At 64.8% G+C, this 19,499-nt stretch carries 17 protein-coding genes; 4 read left to right on the top strand and 13 right to left on the bottom strand.

Translation table 11 applies throughout. The features are described from left to right. Nucleotides 1–21: 21 nt before the first annotated feature. On the bottom strand, nucleotides 22–1,383 hold the full coding sequence (locus G342_RS0103025; RefSeq protein ID WP_018181626.1) for a DUF4910 domain-containing protein: 1,362 nt from the start codon (nucleotides 1,381–1,383) through the stop codon (nucleotides 22–24). After that, nucleotides 1,380–2,444 (bottom strand): NAD-dependent epimerase/dehydratase family protein, encoded by a 1,065-nt coding sequence (locus tag G342_RS0103030; protein WP_040878118.1) that lies wholly within the window; start codon nucleotides 2,442–2,444, stop codon nucleotides 1,380–1,382. Before G342_RS0103030 ends, G342_RS0103025 begins: the two co-directional genes overlap by 4 nt. Before the next feature lie 266 nt (nucleotides 2,445–2,710). On the opposite strand from G342_RS0103030, the gene G342_RS0103035 reads away from it, so the two are divergent. Further along, nucleotides 2,711–4,162 (top strand): lipopolysaccharide biosynthesis protein, encoded by a 1,452-nt coding sequence (locus G342_RS0103035; protein WP_018181628.1) that lies wholly within the window; start codon nucleotides 2,711–2,713, stop codon nucleotides 4,160–4,162. Between the two features lie 105 nt (nucleotides 4,163–4,267). On the opposite strand, the gene G342_RS0103040 is transcribed toward G342_RS0103035, so the two are convergent. Both G342_RS0103040 and gmd read right to left on the bottom strand, forming a co-directional pair. Continuing rightward, nucleotides 4,268–5,227 carry a GDP-L-fucose synthase family protein gene (locus tag G342_RS0103040; RefSeq protein WP_018181629.1) on the bottom strand — a complete coding sequence of 320 codons (960 nt, stop codon included), beginning with the start codon at nucleotides 5,225–5,227 and terminating at the stop codon, nucleotides 4,268–4,270. Next, a complete protein-coding gene (gene gmd / locus G342_RS0103045) occupies nucleotides 5,211–6,281 on the bottom strand; it encodes a GDP-mannose 4,6-dehydratase (protein ID WP_018181630.1) in 1,071 nt (356 codons plus the stop codon). Before gmd ends, G342_RS0103040 begins: the two co-directional genes overlap by 17 nt. Before the next feature lie 285 nt (nucleotides 6,282–6,566). Between gmd and G342_RS23045 the strand changes: the two genes are divergently transcribed. Further along, nucleotides 6,567–7,868: a glycosyltransferase family 4 protein gene (locus tag G342_RS23045; RefSeq protein ID WP_018181631.1), complete on the top strand. Its 1,302-nt coding sequence runs from the start codon at nucleotides 6,567–6,569 to the stop codon at nucleotides 7,866–7,868. Here the strand turns inward: G342_RS23045 and G342_RS23050 are convergent. Beyond that, a complete protein-coding gene (locus tag G342_RS23050; protein ID WP_156830765.1) occupies nucleotides 7,805–9,160 on the bottom strand; it encodes an MraY family glycosyltransferase in 1,356 nt (451 codons plus the stop codon). The two genes, G342_RS23045 and G342_RS23050, sit on opposite strands and share 64 nt — an antisense overlap. A 95-nt stretch (nucleotides 9,161–9,255) precedes the next feature. Between G342_RS23050 and G342_RS0103060 the strand changes: the two genes are divergently transcribed. After that, nucleotides 9,256–9,462, top strand: a complete 207-nt coding sequence (locus G342_RS0103060) for a tautomerase family protein (protein WP_018181633.1) — start codon at nucleotides 9,256–9,258, stop codon at nucleotides 9,460–9,462. Nucleotides 9,463–9,574: 112 nt separating this feature from the next. Here the strand turns inward: G342_RS0103060 and G342_RS0103065 are convergent, their stop codons facing one another. The 8 genes from G342_RS0103065 to G342_RS0103100 form a co-directional block, all read right to left on the bottom strand. Continuing rightward, nucleotides 9,575–10,669 (bottom strand): linear amide C-N hydrolase, encoded by a 1,095-nt coding sequence (locus G342_RS0103065; protein WP_018181634.1) that lies wholly within the window; start codon nucleotides 10,667–10,669, stop codon nucleotides 9,575–9,577. A 50-nt stretch (nucleotides 10,670–10,719) separates the two neighbouring features. Continuing rightward, entirely contained in the window at nucleotides 10,720–11,406 is a 687-nt protein-coding gene (locus G342_RS0103070; RefSeq protein WP_156830766.1) for a hypothetical protein, read from the bottom strand. 539 nt (nucleotides 11,407–11,945) lie between these two features. Further along, nucleotides 11,946–13,052 carry a DUF4432 family protein gene (locus tag G342_RS0103075; RefSeq protein WP_040878121.1) on the bottom strand — a complete coding sequence of 369 codons (1,107 nt, stop codon included), beginning with the start codon at nucleotides 13,050–13,052 and terminating at the stop codon, nucleotides 11,946–11,948. A 2-nt stretch (nucleotides 13,053–13,054) separates the two neighbouring features. After that, nucleotides 13,055–14,554, bottom strand: a complete 1,500-nt coding sequence (locus G342_RS0103080; RefSeq protein WP_018181637.1) for an amidohydrolase family protein — start codon at nucleotides 14,552–14,554, stop codon at nucleotides 13,055–13,057. Further along, nucleotides 14,551–15,636, bottom strand: a complete 1,086-nt coding sequence (locus G342_RS0103085) for an ABC transporter ATP-binding protein (protein WP_018181638.1) — start codon at nucleotides 15,634–15,636, stop codon at nucleotides 14,551–14,553. The genes G342_RS0103080 and G342_RS0103085 overlap by 4 nt, the downstream gene beginning before the upstream one ends. Further along, nucleotides 15,633–16,421 carry an ABC transporter permease gene (locus G342_RS0103090; protein WP_018181639.1) on the bottom strand — a complete coding sequence of 263 codons (789 nt, stop codon included), beginning with the start codon at nucleotides 16,419–16,421 and terminating at the stop codon, nucleotides 15,633–15,635. The genes G342_RS0103085 and G342_RS0103090 overlap by 4 nt, the downstream gene beginning before the upstream one ends. Further along, a complete protein-coding gene (locus tag G342_RS23055) occupies nucleotides 16,418–17,209 on the bottom strand; it encodes an ABC transporter permease (RefSeq protein ID WP_210162352.1) in 792 nt (263 codons plus the stop codon). The genes G342_RS0103090 and G342_RS23055 overlap by 4 nt, the downstream gene beginning before the upstream one ends. Nucleotides 17,210–17,317: 108 nt before the next feature. Then, entirely contained in the window at nucleotides 17,318–18,385 is a 1,068-nt protein-coding gene (locus G342_RS0103100) for an ABC transporter substrate-binding protein (protein WP_018181641.1), read from the bottom strand. 308 nt (nucleotides 18,386–18,693) lie between these two features. Here G342_RS0103100 and G342_RS0103105 point away from each other — a divergent pair, with 308 nt between their 5' ends. Beyond that, on the top strand, nucleotides 18,694–19,479 hold the full coding sequence (locus tag G342_RS0103105; RefSeq protein WP_018181642.1) for an IclR family transcriptional regulator: 786 nt from the start codon (nucleotides 18,694–18,696) through the stop codon (nucleotides 19,477–19,479). Nucleotides 19,480–19,499 lie beyond the last annotated feature (20 nt).

Genomic DNA, 19,499 nt, shown 5'->3' on the forward strand with positions numbered 1-19,499 from the left:
GGACCGTTTCCTAACCGCCAGTCAGCACGCGGTTCGCTCTGGAGTGTCCGCTCTTTCCAGTATCTCGAGCGATTGCAGAGCGCGCGCTGCGCCTATCAGTGTCGCGAATGGCAAACTGGCGCGTTCGGCGATATCGAGCAGCGAATGCTGACCGTCGGCAAAACTCAGAACCCAGAGCATCGGCAGATTTGCGGCTGCGCCAACTCCCCCTTTCGATTCAACTGCATAGAGGCAATGCCGTCCCAGGTATGGTTCTCCCTTCATGATCGTGCTGCGAGGGTAGAAATTCCTCTCCAGGACATCAAGAATATCGCAGACCATCTTGTAGGAAGAGGCAAGATTCTTGGGGCGCACGAAGTGGAGATTGTCTCCTGAATTGTGGTATTCGCGGAACGCACCGAACAGGCTTCTCTGAAAAACCCCGACTGGCAAATCAAAGCCGGGGGAACAATACTGCCTTTCGTCATATCCCAATGGGCTGAAGTCGATCACATTGGACGATGGGGCTGCGTGCCGTAGCACATGTGCTGCCGCACGGTCGATGACGGCATCGCCTCGGCGACTCTTCTTGTAGGTTGGACCGCCGCCGTCGCCGACGCATGTGACAACCAGCCCATGCTTCACGCGGTTCGTCGCATCCTGGTTGCGGGCGAGCCATGCGATGGTTCCGATGGTCGTCGGTGCGAAGACGAAACGATAGCTGTAGCGAGTCCGCCTGCCGGCGAGTTGTTTCGCCAGCAAGGCGAGTAGCGCCAGGCCGGAGCAATTGTCATTCGCCAGCGACGGATGGCAGATATGGGCCGAGAGCAGGACTTCGTCCTCCAACGCGCCATCATGCCGATACTCGCCATAGCTCAGACTGCCGTCGTCATGGCTCGAATCGATGACCACGTCATACCGTCCGTCGGGCAGCGCCATCATCGCGTTGTGCGCCATGCAGAAACCCCAGGCCGGCTCGAAATAGGACTTCCGATAGGGGATGGCGTCAGGCTGCTCGGGAAGCGTGAAAATATGTTTCTTGAGTTCGGCGAGCTCCAGATTGGCGCGCACCGGGACGCTATAGTTCATCACATGTAGATTGTTGCGTCGAAAGTCGACGACGCGCTCGCCAGCCTCGCTCTGGATATACGCATTGCGGATCGTCCATTCCTTGGGGATGGTCCAGTCGAAGACATCAGTCCCAGTCGGAACTTCGTGGATGGTGAGAGGGATTTCGCGTTGCATCCGACGCAACGTTTCGCGCACCCCTTCGCCAGCGACACTCCGGCAAATCGGGAACAGCTCCGTCACCAGCCGATAGATCTCGTCGCCGATCGACGCAGGACATGTCTCCGCCAGTGAGGCGGCGGCGACCCCTCGCGGGTCTGCGGAAGCCATCGTCATATCGTAGCCATCGCATCGGTTCGAGAAGCGGGCGCCCGACGGCGCAAATCCTCTCCGAGGATGCCCGCCGCCATCAGCGAACGCACGTGCCCGATGCGCTGGTAGCGCGGGCCTTCGAACTCGGCCAGAGCCTGGGCGGACGACCGGTAGGCGGCCAGGAGTTGCGCGACGCCCTGGTGCGCGTCCCATTGCGGATCAAACTCGGGTAGCCGTCGCCGGATCTTTTCGAACGAAACCCGGTAGGAGCGTGTGTCCGGACCGGCGCCAGGAGCGGTCTCGATGCGGCAGCCGGGAACCCCCTCCGCGACCATCTCCGCGAGCTCACGGATGCGGTAGTTGTGGGCGGTCTGCCCGACATTGAACGCTTCGTTGTGAACCCGATCTTCCGACGCAACGAGCCCCGCCACGAACGCCCGCGCGATGTCCTCGACATGGCAGACCGGTCGCCAGGGGGTCCCGTCGGACTTGAGCTGGATCACTCCACTCGTCACGGCCAAGGCCACGAGATTGTTGAGCACGATGTCGAAGCGCAGGCGCGGCGACAGACCATAGGCCGTCGCCGGGCGGAAATAGACCGGACAGAAGCGTGCGTCGGCGAGCTGCGCGACGTCGCGTTCGGCATCCACCTTCGATCGCCCATAGGCGGTGACGGGGTGCAGCTCGGCCGTCTCATCCACCATCCGGTCGCCGGCTCGGCCATAATTGCTGCAGGACGAGGCAAAGAGAAACCGACGGACGCCCGCCTGCTTGGCAAGCGACGCCAGCCCGACGCTGGCGCGGTGATTGATCTCAATGGTCAGCGCCGGCTGCAGGTCGCTCAGCGGATCATTCGACAGGGCAGCCAGATGGATCACCGCGTCGAAGCCGGCGAGTTCGCCCGCCGTCAGGTCGCGCACGTCCTTGCGGAGCTCCGGAATCGCCGCGATCCGGCCACCCGGTGCGTAGGTGCAATCGGCATAGAGATCAGCGTCGCATCCGGAAACGGCATGGCCCGCCGCCAGCAGCATCGGCACCATGACGGTGCCGATATAGCCCCGATGACCTGTGACCAGCACTCTCATGGTCCATCCCCCGTCGGGCCCGGCCAGCTACATGCGGGCGGGGCAGGGGGAAAGCCTAGGTCAGGCGGCGATGCTGCACTGCCTGGCTGATGGAGGGGACAGACCTCCTCTTTGGGGCAGGGGTGGGGGTGGGGTCGCTCGCAATGTCCAGCAATTCCCAGCCGGAGGGTGTAACCGTCTACCCCTTTAAATCGCGGAGAATCCCTTCGAGCGCGCCGTACAATTGAGACGATCGCACCCGCCGAGCGCACCGGAGACGAGGCAGCATGGAAGACCTGCGGCGCCGGACGATACGGAGCGGCCTTGCCAAGCTGCTCGGGCAGGGGCTGAGCGTCCTGATGCGCTTGGCATTCATGGTGGTGCTGGCGCGGCTGCTCGATCCGAGCGAGTTCGGCCTGGTGGCGATGGCGACCGCGATCACCGGCATGCTGGCCATGTTCGCATCGGCCGGCCTATCGACGGCGGCGGTGCAAGCCAAGGCGATCTCGGCCACCCAGATGTCGACCCTGTTCTGGATCAACATGCTGATCGGCGGAGCGTTCGCGCTGCTTTGCGGGTTGCTGGCGCCGGTGCTGGTCGCCTTTTATGGCGAGCCCCGCCTGTTCTGGCTGACCATCCTCCTGGCGCCCGGATTCCTCGTCGGAGCGGCCGGCGTGCAGCATCTCGCCATTCTCCAGCGCGAGATGCGGTATGGCAGTCTGACACTGGTCGAGTTTGCGGCGCAGCTGGTCGGCCTGCTCTCCGGCGTCGTCATCGCCCTGGCCGGCTATCGCTATTGGGCGCTGGTCGGGGCCACGTTCTTTACCCAACTGGCAACCACCGTCGGCATGTGGACCGCGACGCGCTGGCAGCCGGGCAGACGCCTCGACGTCGCCGGGGTGGTGCCGCTCCTGCGCGTCGGCGGGACCGTCACCGCCAACACGATCATCACCTATATCGGCTTCAATCTGGAAAAGGTTCTGATCGGGCGGTTCTGGGGCGCCGAGGCTCTCGGGAACTACGGCCGTGCCTATCAGCTGATCTCGGTCCCGATCGACAATCTGAGCAACGCGGTCGGCAGCGTCGCCTTCTCGGCTCTCGCCCGCCTGCAGGATGAACCGTCGCGCCTCAGGACCTATTTTCTCAAGGGGTATGCGCTGCTGGTCTCCCTGTCGGTGCCGCTCACGCTGTTTCTCTGCCTTTTCGCCGAGCCGATCTTTCTGATCCTGTTCGGCCCGAAATGGCTGGAGGCCGCCATCATCTTCCGCCTGCTCACTCCGACCGTCCTGATCTTCAGCATGATCAATCCCTTCGGGTGGCTGCTTCTGGCCACCGGCCGTCAGGATCGAAGCCTTCGCATTGCTCTTGTGGTGGCAAGCGTCGTGGTCGTCGCCTGCAGCATCGGACTGCCGTTCGGCCCCAGGGGTGTGGCGATGGCCTATTCGGCCGCGATGGTGCTCTGGTTCGTGCCGCACGTATTCTGGAGCCTGCATGGCGGCCCGGTGGCGCCGCGGGACATCCTGCCGGTCATAGGCCGATCCTTCCTGGCCGGGGCAGTCGCCGGCATGGCGGCGATCCTGGTCGGCAAGGCCGAAGGCGCACAGCTTTCGCCGCTGCTGCAGGTTCTTCTGGGCGGTGGTGTCATGCTGTTGATATACGCCGCGATGATCCTCGGCGTCTTCGGGCAGGCGCGCTTCTACGCCGATCTGTTTCGAGGATTGCGAGGCGCCACAACATGAGCCCGCTCAAGCGGAAGCAGCCCTCCGCCCGATCGACGCCATGGAGGCGTCGGCCGACGTTCAAGCTCGACGGCGTTGGAGACAAGGCAACCGCAGCCAAGCAGGTCACATCACCGCAGCGCGCTCGCTCAGCCAGGCTTGATAGGTCGCGACAATGCCGTCGCGCAGATCGATCGACGGGCGCCAGCCGAGATCCGTCATGCGACGGGTGTCCATGACCTTGCGCGGCATGCCGTCCGGCCTGTCGGGATCGGTGGTGATCTCGCCGCGATAGCCGACAATCTCGGCAACCAGGCCGGCGAGAGCCCGGATCGGGATTTCCTTGCCCGAGCCGACATTGATGAACTGCGCCGCCTCGTAGCGCGTCAGCAGTACTACGCAGGCATCGGCAAGATCGTCGACATGCAGGAATTCTCGCGTCGGCCGGCCGGACCCCCAGATCGCGACGCTCGGCACGCCGTCCGCCTTGGCAAGGTGCATGCGACGGATCAACGCCGCCAGCACATGCGAGCTTTCCGAATCGTAGTTGTCGTTCGGGCCATACAGATTCGGCGGCACCGCCGCGATAAACCGACAGCCATATTCGCGGTGGTAGCTTTCGGCCAGCTTCAGCCCGGCGATCTTGGCAAGCGCGTAGGCCTCGTTGGTCGGCTCCAGCGGACCGCCCAGGAGTTCGCTTTCTTGGATCGGCTGGGGTGCGGCGCGCGGATACATGCAGCTCGATCCGAGGAACAGCAGCTTCGTCACGCCGGCCCGACGCGCAGCCTCGATCACGTTCGTCGCGATCGCCAGATTGTCATAGAGAAACAGCGCCGGATGCGAGGCATTGGCGGCGATGCCCCCGACTCGCGCCGCCGCGAGCACGATGGCATCCGGCTGCATCGCTGCGATCCAGGCCTCGGTGGCCGACTGCCGCCGGAGATCGAGCTCGCTGCTCGACACGGTCAGGATTTCACAGGGTTCGCGCCGAAGGCGGCGAACGAGGGCCGATCCCACCATGCCCCGATGGCCGGCCACCCAGACCCGCTTACCGGCCAATGCGAAGGTGTCAGGCGCTGCGATCATTGCGGCCAGCCTCCCTGAGCACCGCCCCCAGATCCGCCTGCACCATGTCGGCGATCAGTTCCGGAAACGAGATCGTGTGAGACCAGCCGAGTTGTTCCCGAGCCTTACCGGGATCACCGAGGAGGAGGTCTACCTCCGTCGGCCGGAAATAATGCGGGTCGATTTCGACCAGTGTCGCGCCACTGCGGGCGTCACGGCCCTTCTCGGTGGCGCCGCGGCCGGACCACTCCACCGCCCGGCCGACTTCGCCGAAGGCGCGCTCGACAAACTCGCGCACCGTGTGGGTCTCGCCGGTAGCCAGGACGAAATCATCGGCCTTGCCATGCTGCACGATGCGCCACATGCCGTCGACATAGTCGCGGGCATGGCCCCAGTCGCGCCGGGCATCGAGATTGCCAAGATAGATCGTCTGCTGCAGCCCATGCTCGATCGCGGCGACACCGCGCGTGATCTTGCGGGTGACGAATGTCTCGCCGCGCAGCGGGCTCTCATGGTTGAACAGGATGCCGTTCGAGGCATGCATGCCATAGGCCTCGCGGTAGTTCACCGTGATCCAGTAGGCATAGAGCTTAGCGGCGGCATAGGGACTGCGCGGCGCGAACGGGGTCGTTTCGCATTGCGGCGCCGTCAGACTGCCGCCGAACAGCTCCGACGTCGACGCCTGATAGAACCGGCAACGCTGCGAAAGCCCGGCGATCCGCAGCGCCTCCAACAGTCGCAACGTCCCGAGCGCATCGGCATTCGCTGTGTACTCGGGCGTCTCGAAACTGACCTGGACATGGCTCTGGGCACCGAGATTGTAGAGTTCGTCCGGTTCGACCTCGTGGATGATCCGGCAAATATTGGTCGCATCCGTCAGTTCGCCATAGTGCAGGTGGAGGCGGACCTCCGGCCCATGGCGATCCTGATAGAGATGATCGATCCGCTGCGTGTTGAAGGACGACGACCGGCGCTTGATGCCGTGGACCTCGTAGCCCTTGCCGAGTAACAACTCGGCCAGATAGGCGCCGTCTTGGCCGGTCACGCCGACGATCAAGGCTTTCTTGCGCGACATGGCTTGGCTCCGTGTCCCCCGAGGCAGGAATTATACGAAGCCCTCGCCACCGTGCCGCCTGTCAGATCGGATGATGGCCTTCCCGATTTTCATCCGCCAGCGCCAGCCCTCGACGGACGTGCCTCGACCAAGGAGGTAGGTCCGAACGCTCGCCGCTCGCGGCTAAGCCTTTCGCATGGCAGCACGTCGCTGCCATGACCGCGGCTCGGGTATTTGCAGGCCTTGTCGGTCGGATTTCGGCGATGAAAGACTTGCCGGGCCCATCCGGGCCGGAGACGCCGAGCCATGCGCATCGTGCTGGTGAACCGCTATTTCCATCCCGACGAGTCGGCGACCAGCCGCATGGTTTCCAGCCTCGCCCTCGGGCAGGCGGCGCGGAACGTCGAGGTGACGATCCTGGCCAGCCGTTTCCGGCACGATGATCCGCACGATCCTTTGCCTCGGCGGGAGGACCTCGACGGTGTCTCCGTGCACCGGCTGCCGGCCTCGCACTACGGCCGGGCGGGGCTCGCAGGCCGCGCGGCCGACTATCTGAGCTTCCATGCCGCCGCCGCGCTCTGGTGCTTTCGCCACGTCCGGCGTGGCGACATTGTCATCGCCTGCACCGATCCGCCGCTCTTGTCCGTCACGATCGCCGCGAGCCTCGCCGGGCGCGGCGCTCATGTGGTCAATTGGCTGCACGATCTCTTTCCCGAGGTGGCGATCGAACTCGATGTCCTCATGCGAACCGGCGTCGTCGCCTGGGCACTGCTCGGCTTGCGCGACTGGTCGCTCGGCCTGGCCCGCACCAACGTCGTCCCGACCGATGCGATGGCACAGGCGCTGCGCCAGCGTGGCGTCGCGTCCGGCAAGACCGCCATCATCCCTTATTGGTCGGAAGAAGCGATCGTTCCTGTCCATCCGGACGACAACCGCCTGCGGCAGGAATGGAACCTCGCCGATCCGTTCGTTGTCGGATATTCCGGCAATTTCGGGCGTGCGCATGAGTTCCGCACTCTTCTGGACGCCGCGGACCTTCTACGCGACGAGCCGGGCATCCGCTTCCTGCTGATCGGTGGGGGATATGCCCGTGGTCAGGTGGAGGAAGAGATCCGCCGGCGCCGGCTTGGCAATGTCGTGTTGCGGCCGCTTCAGGCCCGCGCTCGCCTGACGGAGAGCCTGTCGGTTGCCGACGTCCATCTCATCTCGCTACTACCCGCGCTTGAGCCCTATGTCGTGCCCAGCAAGCTCTACGGGATCCTGGCTGCCGGCCGCCCCGCCATCTTCATCGGAGCCTCGGATGGCGAGGTGGCCACAGCGCTTCGCCGGCACGGTTGCGGCGAGACCGTGTCGATCGGCGACGCGCCGGCGCTGGCGAGGCAGATCACCGCGCTGCAGCGAAGTCCGGGGATGCGCGAAGCGCGAGGCGCCAATGCCCGCCTGGCCTTCGACACCGCGCACCGGCGGGGACATGGCTTGGCGGCGTGGACGGCCCTGTTGCAGGGGATCGCGACAGGCCGCCGTTCCCCTGATCACGAGAAGGGCTATTCCGCCGCCTCGGGCGAGGCCGCCAGCGATGGCTCGGCCAGCCTGCGCCGCCCTCGATAGGCGACAAATCGCACGAACGCGCTATGCGCCAGGACGGGAACGGCCAACCCGACCCCCATCCAGAAGCCTGACCAGGCCAGAAGGATTCCGGTCAGTCCAACGCCGCCAAGCAGCGCGGAAATTGCCACGAGCGCCGCAGTGGCGCGGACCGGCGACAGGCCATGATCGACCAGAAGATGATGCAGGTGGGCCCGATCCGCCGCCATCGGACTGCGGCCGGCCAAGGGTCGGCGAACCATCAGGCTGACGGTATCGATCACGGGAAGCGCGACCAACCACAGCAACGCCGGAAACAGGACGGGGGGCCGTGCAGGCGCGGCGGCGGCCATGTCGACCGCCGACAGGCTGACAATGAAGCCGGCGACGGCTCCGCCGAGCATCATGCTGCCCGCGTCGCCCATGAATACCGATGCGCGGGCGCGCCACGGACTGCGCATGTTGAACACCAGAAAGCCGAACACCACGGCGAGCAGTAGCAGGCTGCCGTCGGCGACCGCCGGGCGGGCCGTCACGAGCCCGGCCAGCGCGGTCCCGGCCAAGGCGACGGCGCCGATGCCACCCGCCAGGCCGTCCAGTCCGTCGATCATGTTGAAAGCGTTGGTGAGGCCGACGAAGAAGAGCAGCGTGACGGGAAGAGCGATCCAGCCCGGCAGCGCCGCCACGCCATCGAAGGCAATCACCAGTGGCGCTCCCGACTGCGCGCCCCATCCAACCAGGAGCGCCATCGCGGCCACGGTCTGCACGGCAAGGCGCTTGCCCGGTCCGATGTCCCGGAGATCGTCCCAAAATCCGATGCCGACCAGCATTCCGAGCACGACGACCAGAAGCCAGAGATCCGCCAGGAGCGGGGTGGATGGCTGCCCCGTCCGCAAGGCGACGATCGTCGAAAACGCCAGGAACATTGCCACGCCGCCGCAGAGCGGAACGAGGCCGGTATGGACCTTGCGCGCCGAAGGCCTGTTGACCAGGCCGAGCCACGGCGAGAGACGCCGCAATATCTCGACCGCGACAACCGAAAGCAGGAAGGCCAGGGCAAGAAAGGGCGCGCCGATCGACATGAACCGGTCTCCGCATCGTGCTGAACGAAGGAGAGGGCCGCTGACGACGAATGCCGGAAGGAAAGGTCGGAACGGCTGATGCACGATAGGCCGGCGGTCGCCGGTGGACCGATTCAGCAGTCTGGCGGAAGGAACTCCTCGGATTGCGGGACGTGGGGATGCCGGTTCATCCTTCGGGGGAAGCCGCCCGGAGCGGATGCCCCGTTCGACCGAGGCAATGGTGGTGCGAGCCACTTATTGAATGCAGACTGGCAGCGCCGATGCGCCGCGAGCCGAGAGTCGCCGCGCCCGCAGTTTGTCGTCAGGAAACAGATGGGGAGGAGCCGAGAATGCCGTTCATCAACATTCGCCTGGTCCGGGAAGTCATTGCGAGCGATCCGGAGGGCAAGAAGGCAACGATTGCCGCGAAGGTGACTGAAGCGGTGAAGGAGGCGACGGGCCTCTCCGACAGCGACGTCTGGGTCGTATTCGAGGAGGTCGCGGCGCGCGACTGGTATCTCGGCCCGAAAAGCGTCGCGGCCCGACGCGGGCTCTGAACGGCGGCTGCCCCGGCGCGGACGCCAGCGAGCCGCCATCAAGAAGAAACCGACGCTCCGGAGAGCGTCGGTTCCCATAGGAAAAAACGGCGGAAGCAACGGGTCGAAAAGACTATTCGGGCTTGCCGGGGAGGAAGGCGAAGGGCTTGGCCGGCTTGAAATCGCCCGACACTTCGCCGGAGAAAACCTCGCCATCCTGAATGGTCAGCTTCTTCACCGCAGCGCCTGGCTTCAGATCCATCTTGCCGAGATCGACCCAGAACGTGTTCGGCCGCGTCGCGCTGTCGAAGTAATAGATCAGGTTCTTCTGGTCCGAGATCGAACGCCAGATCGTCGAGGAGATATTCGGCTGGTCCGGCGTCGTGATGCCGAGCGGGACGCTGACCGCGCGCTGAACGCTCAGAACGCTGGCAACGGCCTGATACTCGAAGGATTGCTGCGGAACGCCCGCGATGTAGTTGGGGTCGGCCTGCTTCGGAATTGCATCGAGCAGGAAGGAGGCGCGCGCGAAGCGATCCGCGGCGCGGTTGGTGCCGGGCAGGAACACCAGACCGCCGATCTCCTTCCAGTAGCTGTTTAGCGCCAGCTGTTCCGAATAGATCGGCGAGTTGGTCATCACGGTGTAGTCCTTGCCGTGATGGATCTGCAGCTTGCCCTCGACATATTCGAAGATCGCGGAATCACCCGTCGCGTCCGAAAGAGCGAGATGCAGCGCCGCCGGCGCGCCGTTCGGCAGGGTCGGCGCGAGCAGGTTGAATGGCTCGGCGCGCAGGTGTTCGACCGCTTCGTCGACGGTCGCGAAATTGTCGAGGGCGTATTGGGCCCAGAGCGAGATCGACAGGAACGGACGGCCGGCGACGGGCGCGGCATATTGCGACTCCGCCAGATAAAGGATGTTGGCGACGAGGCCTTTCTCGTTCATGCCATCCGTCGATCCGGCCTCGTATCCCGAGGTGATGAGGCTGCCATACTTGGCCTTCCAGCGGATCGATTCCGGCCCCGAAGCGCCGTCCCTCTCGATTCCTGCCGGAAAGGCCCAGAGGTTGGAGGCCATATCCTCCTTCCAGTCCATGTTGCGGCCGGTGATGACCGTATTGTCAGCGCCGACATACAGCGTCCGTGTGCAGGCGTCGGCCAACGGGATCATCGAAGGCGTCAAGACGGCAACGGACAGCATCAGGGCAAGCGAGCGCGAGAGAGTCTTCATGCCGGGGTCTCCTGGCTGCAGCTACACGAAATGAAAGGGGGTGCCTGGCGTCAGAACTTGATCGTTCCGCCGACGATCGGGCCCTGAAGCACCTGGTTAAAGACGAACGATCCCTTCTCGTAGTCGATGCTCTGGGCACGATAGCCCGCCATCGCCGAGAAGCGGTCGTTGAACTTGTAGCCGACGGCGCCGAGCAGATCCCAGTTGAAGTCCGAGGAGCCGCCGCCGGCCATCGCCCAGCCGCTCAGATAGACCGAATCCGTGAGGGAATACTGGCCTTTCACGCCAACTATCCCGTCGACCCAGGTCGCGGAGCGATCGCGATCCAGGCCGTACTGGACATAGGTGTCGTTGACGTCGAGCGACGTTTCGAGCGACCATAGCCGCGCGCCCGCCATCACGTCGAAATTGCCGCGCTCGGTCTTGAGGATCGAGTAGGCGATGGCCGGAGTCCATTGCAGGATCTCCGCGCCGAAATCGGCCTCCAGCCCGAGCCGATCCACCTTGGCGTCGGCGGAGAGCTTCATGTAAATCAGGTCGGAAAAGACGCTGAACCGGTCATAGCGCGCCTCGACCGTGCCCATGACGGCGAAATCGAGATGGTCGATGATCTCGGAAAAGCTGCTATCGAAATTCGCCTGCAGCGACCCGTATTTCACCTCGCCGGACATGGACGACATCCAGACATAGGGCGTGACGGCAAAGGTCCAGCCGCTCGCGGCAGGGACGGGAGCCACCGGCTCTTCCGGTGACGATATATCCGCGGCGAAAGCGGCGCCGACCGAAGCCAGACCGATCGCAACGGTGAGCACTACGCCGGCAAACCGGCCTCTCGCCGGCGATGGGAGCTGCCACGAACCTGACAGGCTCGAATTGGCAATGCAGTGACGACGTCGCATGTTGCTGGTCCATGATCTCGGCAGGACTAAAATCTTGTCGGAGGATGAGCCCGGCCGGGTTTTGCTTCAAACCGGCGCGGCAAAAAGCGACTGCGAATACAGAAGCCACAGACGGCGCCCCCGCCTGTTTCATACCGGCTCGGCGCCACGCCCGTCAACGAGGCATTCCGGAGATGATACTGCGCTACAATTATATATCTAGATTATTAATGCCCACGGACGGACAGGGATTTGTCTAATTCGCCGAGCGGGTTATCGGGATGAATTCAGGCCAGTCCTTCGCGAAAGGCGAGGCGAGGTGATCCAGGCCGGGCATCGGCGCAGACCGGTATGGAACCAGCCCGCGCATCGAGCGCGGGCCGGTTTGCCCAAGTCGATCATACTGGACGCTGGCCTTCGCGCGCCGCGTCGATGACCCGTTCGTAGGCGGGGACTTCGGAAGCCGCGAGCGCTCCGAAGACCAGCTGGCAACGCCAGCTCTCGCCCGGCAGCAACTGACGCAGATTGCCCTTCGCCTTCTCGGCAAGATAGCCGTCAGCCTCGGCGGTGGCCGGCAGCACCAGGCCGAACGCTTCCTGGTCCGAATTGCGGACCATCCAGCGGATGGCATGGGAGAGTTCGTCCGGCCGGTAGCTGATGAAATCGGCCGTGCCATCTTCCAGCACCTGCAGAGCATGCGACCAGCCGGAGGGGTCGGCGGCCACATCCATCGCCATCACCAGCTCGGGCTCGACCCGCTGCGTTGCGTCCAGATGCTTGTGCAGGCCGGGATCGGCGAGGGCGGCCTTCCGCAACACCTTGTACTCGTCGGTGAGCGTCTCCTCCGGCGGCAGCAGGGAACGGATCCGGTAGCCCGTCTGGTCGTCCGCCACGGTATCGACAATCCGGCCGCCCGGCACATAGCGGAAGTTCACATGCGCCAGATACATGAGATCCATCGGCGAACCCTTGAGGTTCTTGATCTCGATCTCGGCATGGATCTTCGAGCTTCCCGCATGCAGGCGCACGGTCGGGGTGGCGACGTAGTTGTGCGTGAAGGCGACCTTATGCCGGAAGCGACCGGAGAGGCCCATGAAGGGGCCATGCTCGTCTTCGCCGATCAGCAATTCGGCGCCGTGATAGAGCGCGTTCGGCAGTTCTCCATGCGGCGGATGGTTGTCGGCCGGGCTCGGATTTCCCATCGCCGTCGCGCCGCAATGCAGGAACAGCGCGCCATAGGTGCCGAGATAGGCCTGCGTCGGCTCCGGCTCGTCGAACATCGAGCCCATCGTCAGCCGGCGGCCGTTGAAGGTGGCGTCCCAGATCTGCTGGCCCTGGAACGGCAGCAGTTCCATCGTGCCGACGCCATTGTCGATGCGCAGGCCCGCTACGCCGGTGCTGTAACGAAACGTCGATGCCGTCAGTCCGGCGTAGGAGGCGATGACGGTTTCCGCCCGGCTGAACTGCTCGGGCAGAAGCGTAATCGTGGCCACATCCAACTTCATGATCAACCGCGCCTTTCCATGCGAGGCAGCGCATTGGCAACCACAGCGTGTCCCATGCGTGCGAGTAGCGATTGAGCAGCCTTGTTGATTTCGGTCAACAGGCGACGCTCGTCGAGCGCGATGAAGGCGCCATTTTCCAGCACAATCCTGCCATCGATGATGACGGTGTGGACCGCCTTCGAACGCGACGCGTAGAAGAGGTTTCGGATCATGTTGGTGACCGGGATCATCTCCGGCCGGTCGAGCGTGTGGATCACGATATCGGCGCGCTTGCCGGCTTCCAGCGAGCCGATGCGATCCTCCATGCCGGCGGCGCGGGCGCCGCCGCGGGTCGCCATGTAGAGGCCGTCCTCGGCGATCAGATAGCCGCGGTCGCCATGCGCCTCGCGCGCGGTCAGAACGGCCAGGCTCGCCTGCCGCCAGAGATCGAAATCGTTCGACCAATTGGCGGAATCCGAGCCGAGCGCGATGTTGGCGCCGCGCCGCCACAGCTCGGCATGTCTCCCATCGAAGCAGCCGCCATGCCCCCACATCATCGAAGCCGCCGGCGCCCAGGCGATGCTGGTGCCGCGATCAAGCAGGGCGTCGCATTCGGCGTCGGTAAGGTGGTTGGCGTGACCAAAGGTGACGTTGCGATCGAGGAAGCCGATATCGTTGAGATGCAGCAGCGGATCCTTGCCGAAGCGCTGGCGGTCGGCGTCGGTATCGGCCGGGCTGTAGGACTGGTGCAGGTTGAGAACGACGCCGGCGGCGTCGGCGCGCGCCTTCGCCTCCATCATCAGCGTCTCGCTCGCCGTGCCGAGACCGAGGATCGCGACATGGCCGGTGACGAGGGCATCCGGATCCGCATTGCGCGCGAGTTCGCCGCCCATCCGCTCCAGCGCCTCCTCGCGGGTCTTCGGCGCGCGCGCGAGCTCCGTCCGAACCCGGGCCTGCGCCGCGCAGGCCGAGCATCCGGCCTCATGGGTTTCGAGCATGCCCTGGGCGAAGCCTTGCGGTTGGTCCCAGATGAAGGCGTCGCCGAGGATCGCGCGGATGCCGACCTGCTCGGCCGCGCGCGCCGCCATGGCGGGCTCCAGCACGGTACCGGCTTCCAGGAAGCAGGTGGTGCCGTTGCGGACCATCTCCATGCAGGCGAGGAGAACCGAAAGATACTCCTCCTCGTCATTGACGGTATTGAAGAAAACACTCTCGAAGGTGTCGAAGGCATCGCCTTCGGAGAGCTGATCGGGCAGGGCGCCTCGGAAGATCTGGAACGAGGCGTGCAGATGGCATTCGACGAAGCCCGGATGCACCGGTGCACCCTTCGCATCGACGACCTGCGTCGCCGTATAACGCGCGGTGATCTCGGCATCGGGGCCGACAGCGAGGATCCGGCCGGCCTGGATGGCGATCGCGCCGTCTTCGAGGATCCGGCTCTCGTCATCCATGGTGATGACATAGCCGTGGCGGATGATGAGATCGGCTTCCGCCGGTGCGGCGTTGATGGCCCCATTGGTCATTCGTTGTCTCCCAGCAGAAGCGTCGGCGCGGCGGGCGCCCAGACCAGTTTCACCAGATCTCCGACCGCGAGCCCCTCGGCTTCCTCGTCGCGCAGATCCGCCCAGACGGTCGTGCCATCAGCCAGGACAGCGCCGACACGGATCGAGCTGCCGAGATAGATGATCTCGGAGATGCGCCCCTCGACACCGCGCCCCTCGGGCAGGCTTTCTTGGCGAGAAACCCGCACGGCCTCGGGCCGGATCGACAGCGCGGCCCGCGCCCCGACCGAGACGCCGGTAACCGTTGCAACCGTCAGTCTTGTGCCGACGACATCGAGCGTCGCCACCCCGCCCTGGATCGACTGGACCGTGCCGCGCAGCAGGTTGGTCTGGCCGATGAAATCGGAAACGAAGACATTGGCCGGCCGCCGGTAGATATCCTGCGGCGTGCCCACCTGGACGATGCGGCCTCGATTCATGATGGCGATCCGGTCCGACATGACGAGCGCTTCGGTCTGGTCATGCGTGACAAAGACGAAGGTCGCCTCCAGCCGGCGCTGGATCGCCCGCAATTCCAGCTGCATCTGCTGACGGAGCTTAAGATCGAGCGCCGACATCGGTTCGTCGAGCAGCAGCACCTTGGGCTCGCCCGCGAGCGCCCGGGCGAGCGCCACGCGCTGCGCCTGGCCGCCGCTCAGCTCGGTCGGGCCGCGCCCGCCGAGATGCTCGAGCCGGACAAGCGCCAGCATTTCCTCGACCTTGTCGTCGATGCGCTTCTTCGACCACTTCTTCAGCTTCAGGCTGTAGGCGATGTTGTCGTAGACGTTCATATGCGGGAAAAGGGCGCCGCGCTGGAACACCAGATTGGTCGGCCGGCGCTCTGGCGGGCGGGTCGTCACATCCTCGCCATAGACCCGCACCTTACCGCTGGTCGGATATTCGAAGCCGGCCACGATCCGCAGCAAGGTCGACTTGCCGCAGCCGCTGGCACCCAGCAGCGACACGAACTCGTTGTCGGCAACGGTCAGATCAACGTCTTCGAGGGCGGTCATCGAGCCGAAGCTCTTGCGAACCCCCATGATTTCAACGGCGGCGTTGGTCACGAGCGCTTCTTTCGTCCGAGCAGGTTGGAGCAGATCACGAGGCCGACCAGCAGTGTCAGCAGCAGCGTGGCGATGGCATTGATCGATGGGTCGACGCCGCGGCGCATCATCCCCCAGACCAGAACGGGGACGCTCTGCTGGTTGCCGATGTTGAACCAGGTGATGACGAACTCGTCGAGCGAGAGGGCGGCGGCCAGAAGGGCAGCGCCGACCACCGACGGCCGGATCAGCGGGAAGGTGATGTCAAGGAAAGTGCGGACCGGGGTGGCCCCCAGGTCGCGCGCCGCCTCCAGCATGGAGAAGTCGAACGTCTCCAGCCGCGCATTCATCGTCAGGACGACGAAGGGCAGGCAGACGATCAGATGGCCGATCGCGGTGTTGATCAGGCCTTGCGGCATGCCGAGCACACGGAAGAACACGGCGAGCGAAATGCCGATCACCAGCAGCGGCACGATCGCCGGCAGCAGGCTGGCGCCGATCAGCGCCTCGCGGACATGGGGTCGTTTCAGCCGCATCAGGCCGAAGGAGAAGGCCGCTCCCATGATTCCCGCCGCCACCGCCGAGATCAGAGCCAGCACCAGGCTATTGGTCAGCGCGCTGAGGATCAGCGGGTTGTCGAGCGCGCTGCGGTACCAGTCGAAGGTCAGACCCTCGATCGGCATCGACAGGCGCGGGGAGGTCGTGAAGGAGAACAGCACGATCACGATGATTGGCGCGTAGAGATAGGTGAGAACGGCGAGGACGAAGAGCCCCGCGATCCATTGGCTTCTGCGTTTTCCGGTCATCGGGTCACACGGGCGAGGATCTGGACGACGGCCAGATAGATGACGAGGACGATGGCGATGGTGACGAAGGCGAGCGCCGCGCCGAGCGGCCAGTTGGAGCCGATGCCGCGGAACTGGTCGGCGATGATGTTGCCGATCAAGAGGCTCTGCGTGCCGCCGACGAGGGTCGGCGTGACGAAGTCACCGGCGGCGAGCAGGAAGGCGAAGGCGAAGGCCGTGCGGACGCCCGGCATCGCCAGCGGCAGCAGGATGGTCCGGATGAGATGGACACGGCCGGCGCCGAGATCGCGCGCCGCTTCCATCTGGTCGCGCGACACGTTGAGCAGCGCCGAATAGATCGGCAGCACGGCGAGCGGCAGGAGCAGGCCGCTCAGCGTGATGACGACGGCGATGTTGCTGTAGATCAGGAACTCGAGCGGCTCGTTGATCAGGCCGAGCCATTGCAGCGTCGAATTGAGCAGCCCTTGCTTCCCGAGGATCGTTCGCCAGGCATAGATGCGGACGAGGTAGCCGCTGAACAGCGACAGCAGCACCAGTTGCAGGATCAGCTGCCCGCGCCGCTCGAACACGAAACGCATGGCGTAGGAGAGGGCGAAGGCGATCGGCACGACGATCGCGGCCGTCACGAAGCCCACCAGCACGGTGCGGACCAGCAGCGTGCGATAGAGCTTCGAGACGACGGCTTTCTCGTAGTTGGCGAGCGTGAAGTCCGGGATCAGTTCGAACCCCTTCGCTCGCCAGAAGCTCAGCACGAACAGGCTGAGCATCGGTACGGCGAAAAACAACACATAGAGCAGACTTGCCGGCAGCAGCGGGCGAAGACTGGAGGTCGCACGCCCGGGGCGTGCAAAGGCCGGAGCCCGTCATCATTGCATTCCTCGTCGCACCGGGACGGATCAGGAGGCCTTGAAGGTCTGCCAGGCTTCGACCCAGGCGGGCGCGCCGACGACATCGCCGTCCGCCTCTTGCGGCGGCACCACGATCTGGGTGCCGAGAATGCCGCCACCGGGCTTGCGCACGTTGTCGTAGGGGTAGAGGTCGCGCAGACCCGGATCGAGCAGGTCATAGGCCGCCTCGACCGTGCAGCCCGAGCCGAGCTCCTTGGCGAGCGCCGCGTTCGACTGCGCCGACGTCATGAAGTCGATGAAGGCATAGGCATTGTCGAGGTTGGGGGCATCGGCCGCGATGGCGTAGGCGTCCGACCAGAAGAAGGTGCCGTCGACCTCGGGCGAACCGACGACGAGCTTGACGCCCTTCTCCTTGGCGATCAGCGTCTGGTAAGCCCAGCCACCGATGCCGATCGAGGCATCGCCGCGGATCAGCACGTCGGCCATGTCGCCATGCGACGCGCCGATGGTGACGACGTTCGGCTTCATCTTGAGCATGGCCTCGATGACCTGCTCCAGCTCCGCGGCGGTCAGACGGCTCGGCTCCTTCATGCCGAGCGAAACGGCGTAGAGCCAGATATTGCCGAAGGGGTCGTCGAGCAGAACGAGTTGGCCCTTGTACTTCGGATCGGCGAAATCCGTGTAGCGGGCCGGCATCTTGTCCCACTTCGTCGGATTGAAGACGCAGGGCTCGTCGCCCCAGATGATCGGGATGCCGTAGGTCTTGCCGTCGCGCACCAACCAGGGCGCGCCCTTGAACGCCGGGAACAATCCCTCGGCGGTCGGAATGCGGGCGAGGTCGAGCGGCTGGAACAGCTCGACATTCGAAGCGAGGATCGCGCGCTGGAAATCCTTGTTCGGCGTCAACAGGTCCATCGCGCCGCGGCCGCCGGTGTTGAAGCGGGTCAGCGCCTCGTCGGCAGCGGATTGGAAGGAGGCCTGCAGCTGGATGCCGTTCTTTTCCAGGAACGGCTTGGCGACGTTGCCGCCATGCTCGCCGTCCCAGCCGAGGAAGTTCAGCTGTCCGCCGAGCTTCGGGGTTTCGGCCGCGGAGGCACCGGTCGCGGCGCCAAGCACGGATAGCGAGGCAAGTCCTGCCGCGCCTTGAATAAATCTCCGCCGGCTGACGTCTGCGTTAAGCCGGGCATCAAGGAACCCTCTAACCATCTCGTTCAAGATCGTCTCCCCTATTCTCTGGAACAGTCGAGCTTCTGGTCTTGGTCCGAAAAGTGGCATGCCGAATCGGCTGGCGCATTTCCCTGCTCGCGCCATGACGACCGTTTTTTCCTCTGCGGAAATCCTGCCTTTCTTCCCAACTCCCACTTCAATCTAAAAGTCGCTTTGTATATAAAGTCAAGGACCGTTGATGAAACCGGAGTGCCGAAATGTCGGAAGCTGACGACCCGGAGGCCAGCCGCAAAGGCGCCTACACCGCGCCGGCGCTGGAGAAGGGTCTGGAGATACTGGAGCTGCTGGCCGACGCCGGCGAGCCGCTCTCGGCCCGCAACATCGCCGACAGCCTCGGCCGCTCGAAGAACGAGATCTTCCGGATGGTCTTCGTGCTGGTCGAACGCGGCTATCTGAACCGCGACGCCGCGACCGACCGACTGACGCTCAGCAACAAGCTGTTCGAGCTCGGCATGCGCACCCCGCGATCGCGCAAGCTGGTCGAGGTCGCCATGCCGGCCATGGAGCGGCTGAGCGACGGCACGGGACATTCCTCGCACCTGGTCGTCGTCAATCGGGGCGAGACGGTGGTGATCGCGGCAGCGGCCGGCAGCGCCGAGCTCAATCTGACGCTTCGGCTCGGCTATCGTCGGCCGGCGATCGAGGCGAGTTCCGGCCAGACGATCATCGCCTTCCAGCCGCCAGAGACCCGCGCCCGCATGATCGCCGAAAGCCTGGCGCTTTCCGACGAGCCGCACGATCCGTCCCAGCTGGCCACGATGCTGGACCAGATCGTCGCGGACGGCTCGCTGGTGGCGCAGAGCCATGATCTTCTCGCCGTCGTCGACGTCTGCGCCCCCATCCTCGATCGCAATGGCAGGGCAGTGGCCAGCGTCGTCATTCCCTGCTTGAGCCGGCGGGGGGCCGCCTCCGTCGAGGACAGTGTTCGCGCGAAGCTGGTCGAGATGTGCCGCCAGATCAGCGAGGCGCTGATCGAACGCTGACATCGCGCGCGCGGGGCAGG

The sequence above is a fragment of the Kaistia granuli DSM 23481 genome (genome assembly GCF_000380505.1).
Lineage (GTDB): Bacteria > Pseudomonadota > Alphaproteobacteria > Rhizobiales > Kaistiaceae > Kaistia > Kaistia granuli.

What these genes read in the sequence shown, in the direction of transcription:
- G342_RS0103035 (WP_018181628.1), top strand. Translation starts at nt 2,711, where the DNA reads ATGGAAGACCTGCGGCGCCGGACGATACGGAGCGGCCTTGCCAAGCTG.
- G342_RS0103065 (WP_018181634.1), bottom strand. Translation starts at nt 10,669, where the DNA reads ATGAAGACTCTCTCGCGCTCGCTTGCCCTGATGCTGTCCGTTGCCGTC.
- G342_RS23045 (WP_018181631.1), top strand. Translation starts at nt 6,567, where the DNA reads ATGCGCATCGTGCTGGTGAACCGCTATTTCCATCCCGACGAGTCGGCG.
- G342_RS0103105 (WP_018181642.1), top strand. Translation starts at nt 18,694, where the DNA reads ATGTCGGAAGCTGACGACCCGGAGGCCAGCCGCAAAGGCGCCTACACC.
- gmd (WP_018181630.1), bottom strand. Translation starts at nt 6,281, where the DNA reads ATGTCGCGCAAGAAAGCCTTGATCGTCGGCGTGACCGGCCAAGACGGC.
- G342_RS0103030 (WP_040878118.1), bottom strand. Translation starts at nt 2,444, where the DNA reads ATGAGAGTGCTGGTCACAGGTCATCGGGGCTATATCGGCACCGTCATG.
- G342_RS0103060 (WP_018181633.1), top strand. Translation starts at nt 9,256, where the DNA reads ATGCCGTTCATCAACATTCGCCTGGTCCGGGAAGTCATTGCGAGCGAT.
- G342_RS0103075 (WP_040878121.1), bottom strand. Translation starts at nt 13,052, where the DNA reads ATGAAGTTGGATGTGGCCACGATTACGCTTCTGCCCGAGCAGTTCAGC.
- G342_RS0103025 (WP_018181626.1), bottom strand. Translation starts at nt 1,383, where the DNA reads ATGACGATGGCTTCCGCAGACCCGCGAGGGGTCGCCGCCGCCTCACTG.
- G342_RS0103040 (WP_018181629.1), bottom strand. Translation starts at nt 5,227, where the DNA reads ATGATCGCAGCGCCTGACACCTTCGCATTGGCCGGTAAGCGGGTCTGG.
- G342_RS0103090 (WP_018181639.1), bottom strand. Translation starts at nt 16,421, where the DNA reads ATGACCGGAAAACGCAGAAGCCAATGGATCGCGGGGCTCTTCGTCCTC.
- G342_RS0103080 (WP_018181637.1), bottom strand. Translation starts at nt 14,554, where the DNA reads ATGACCAATGGGGCCATCAACGCCGCACCGGCGGAAGCCGATCTCATC.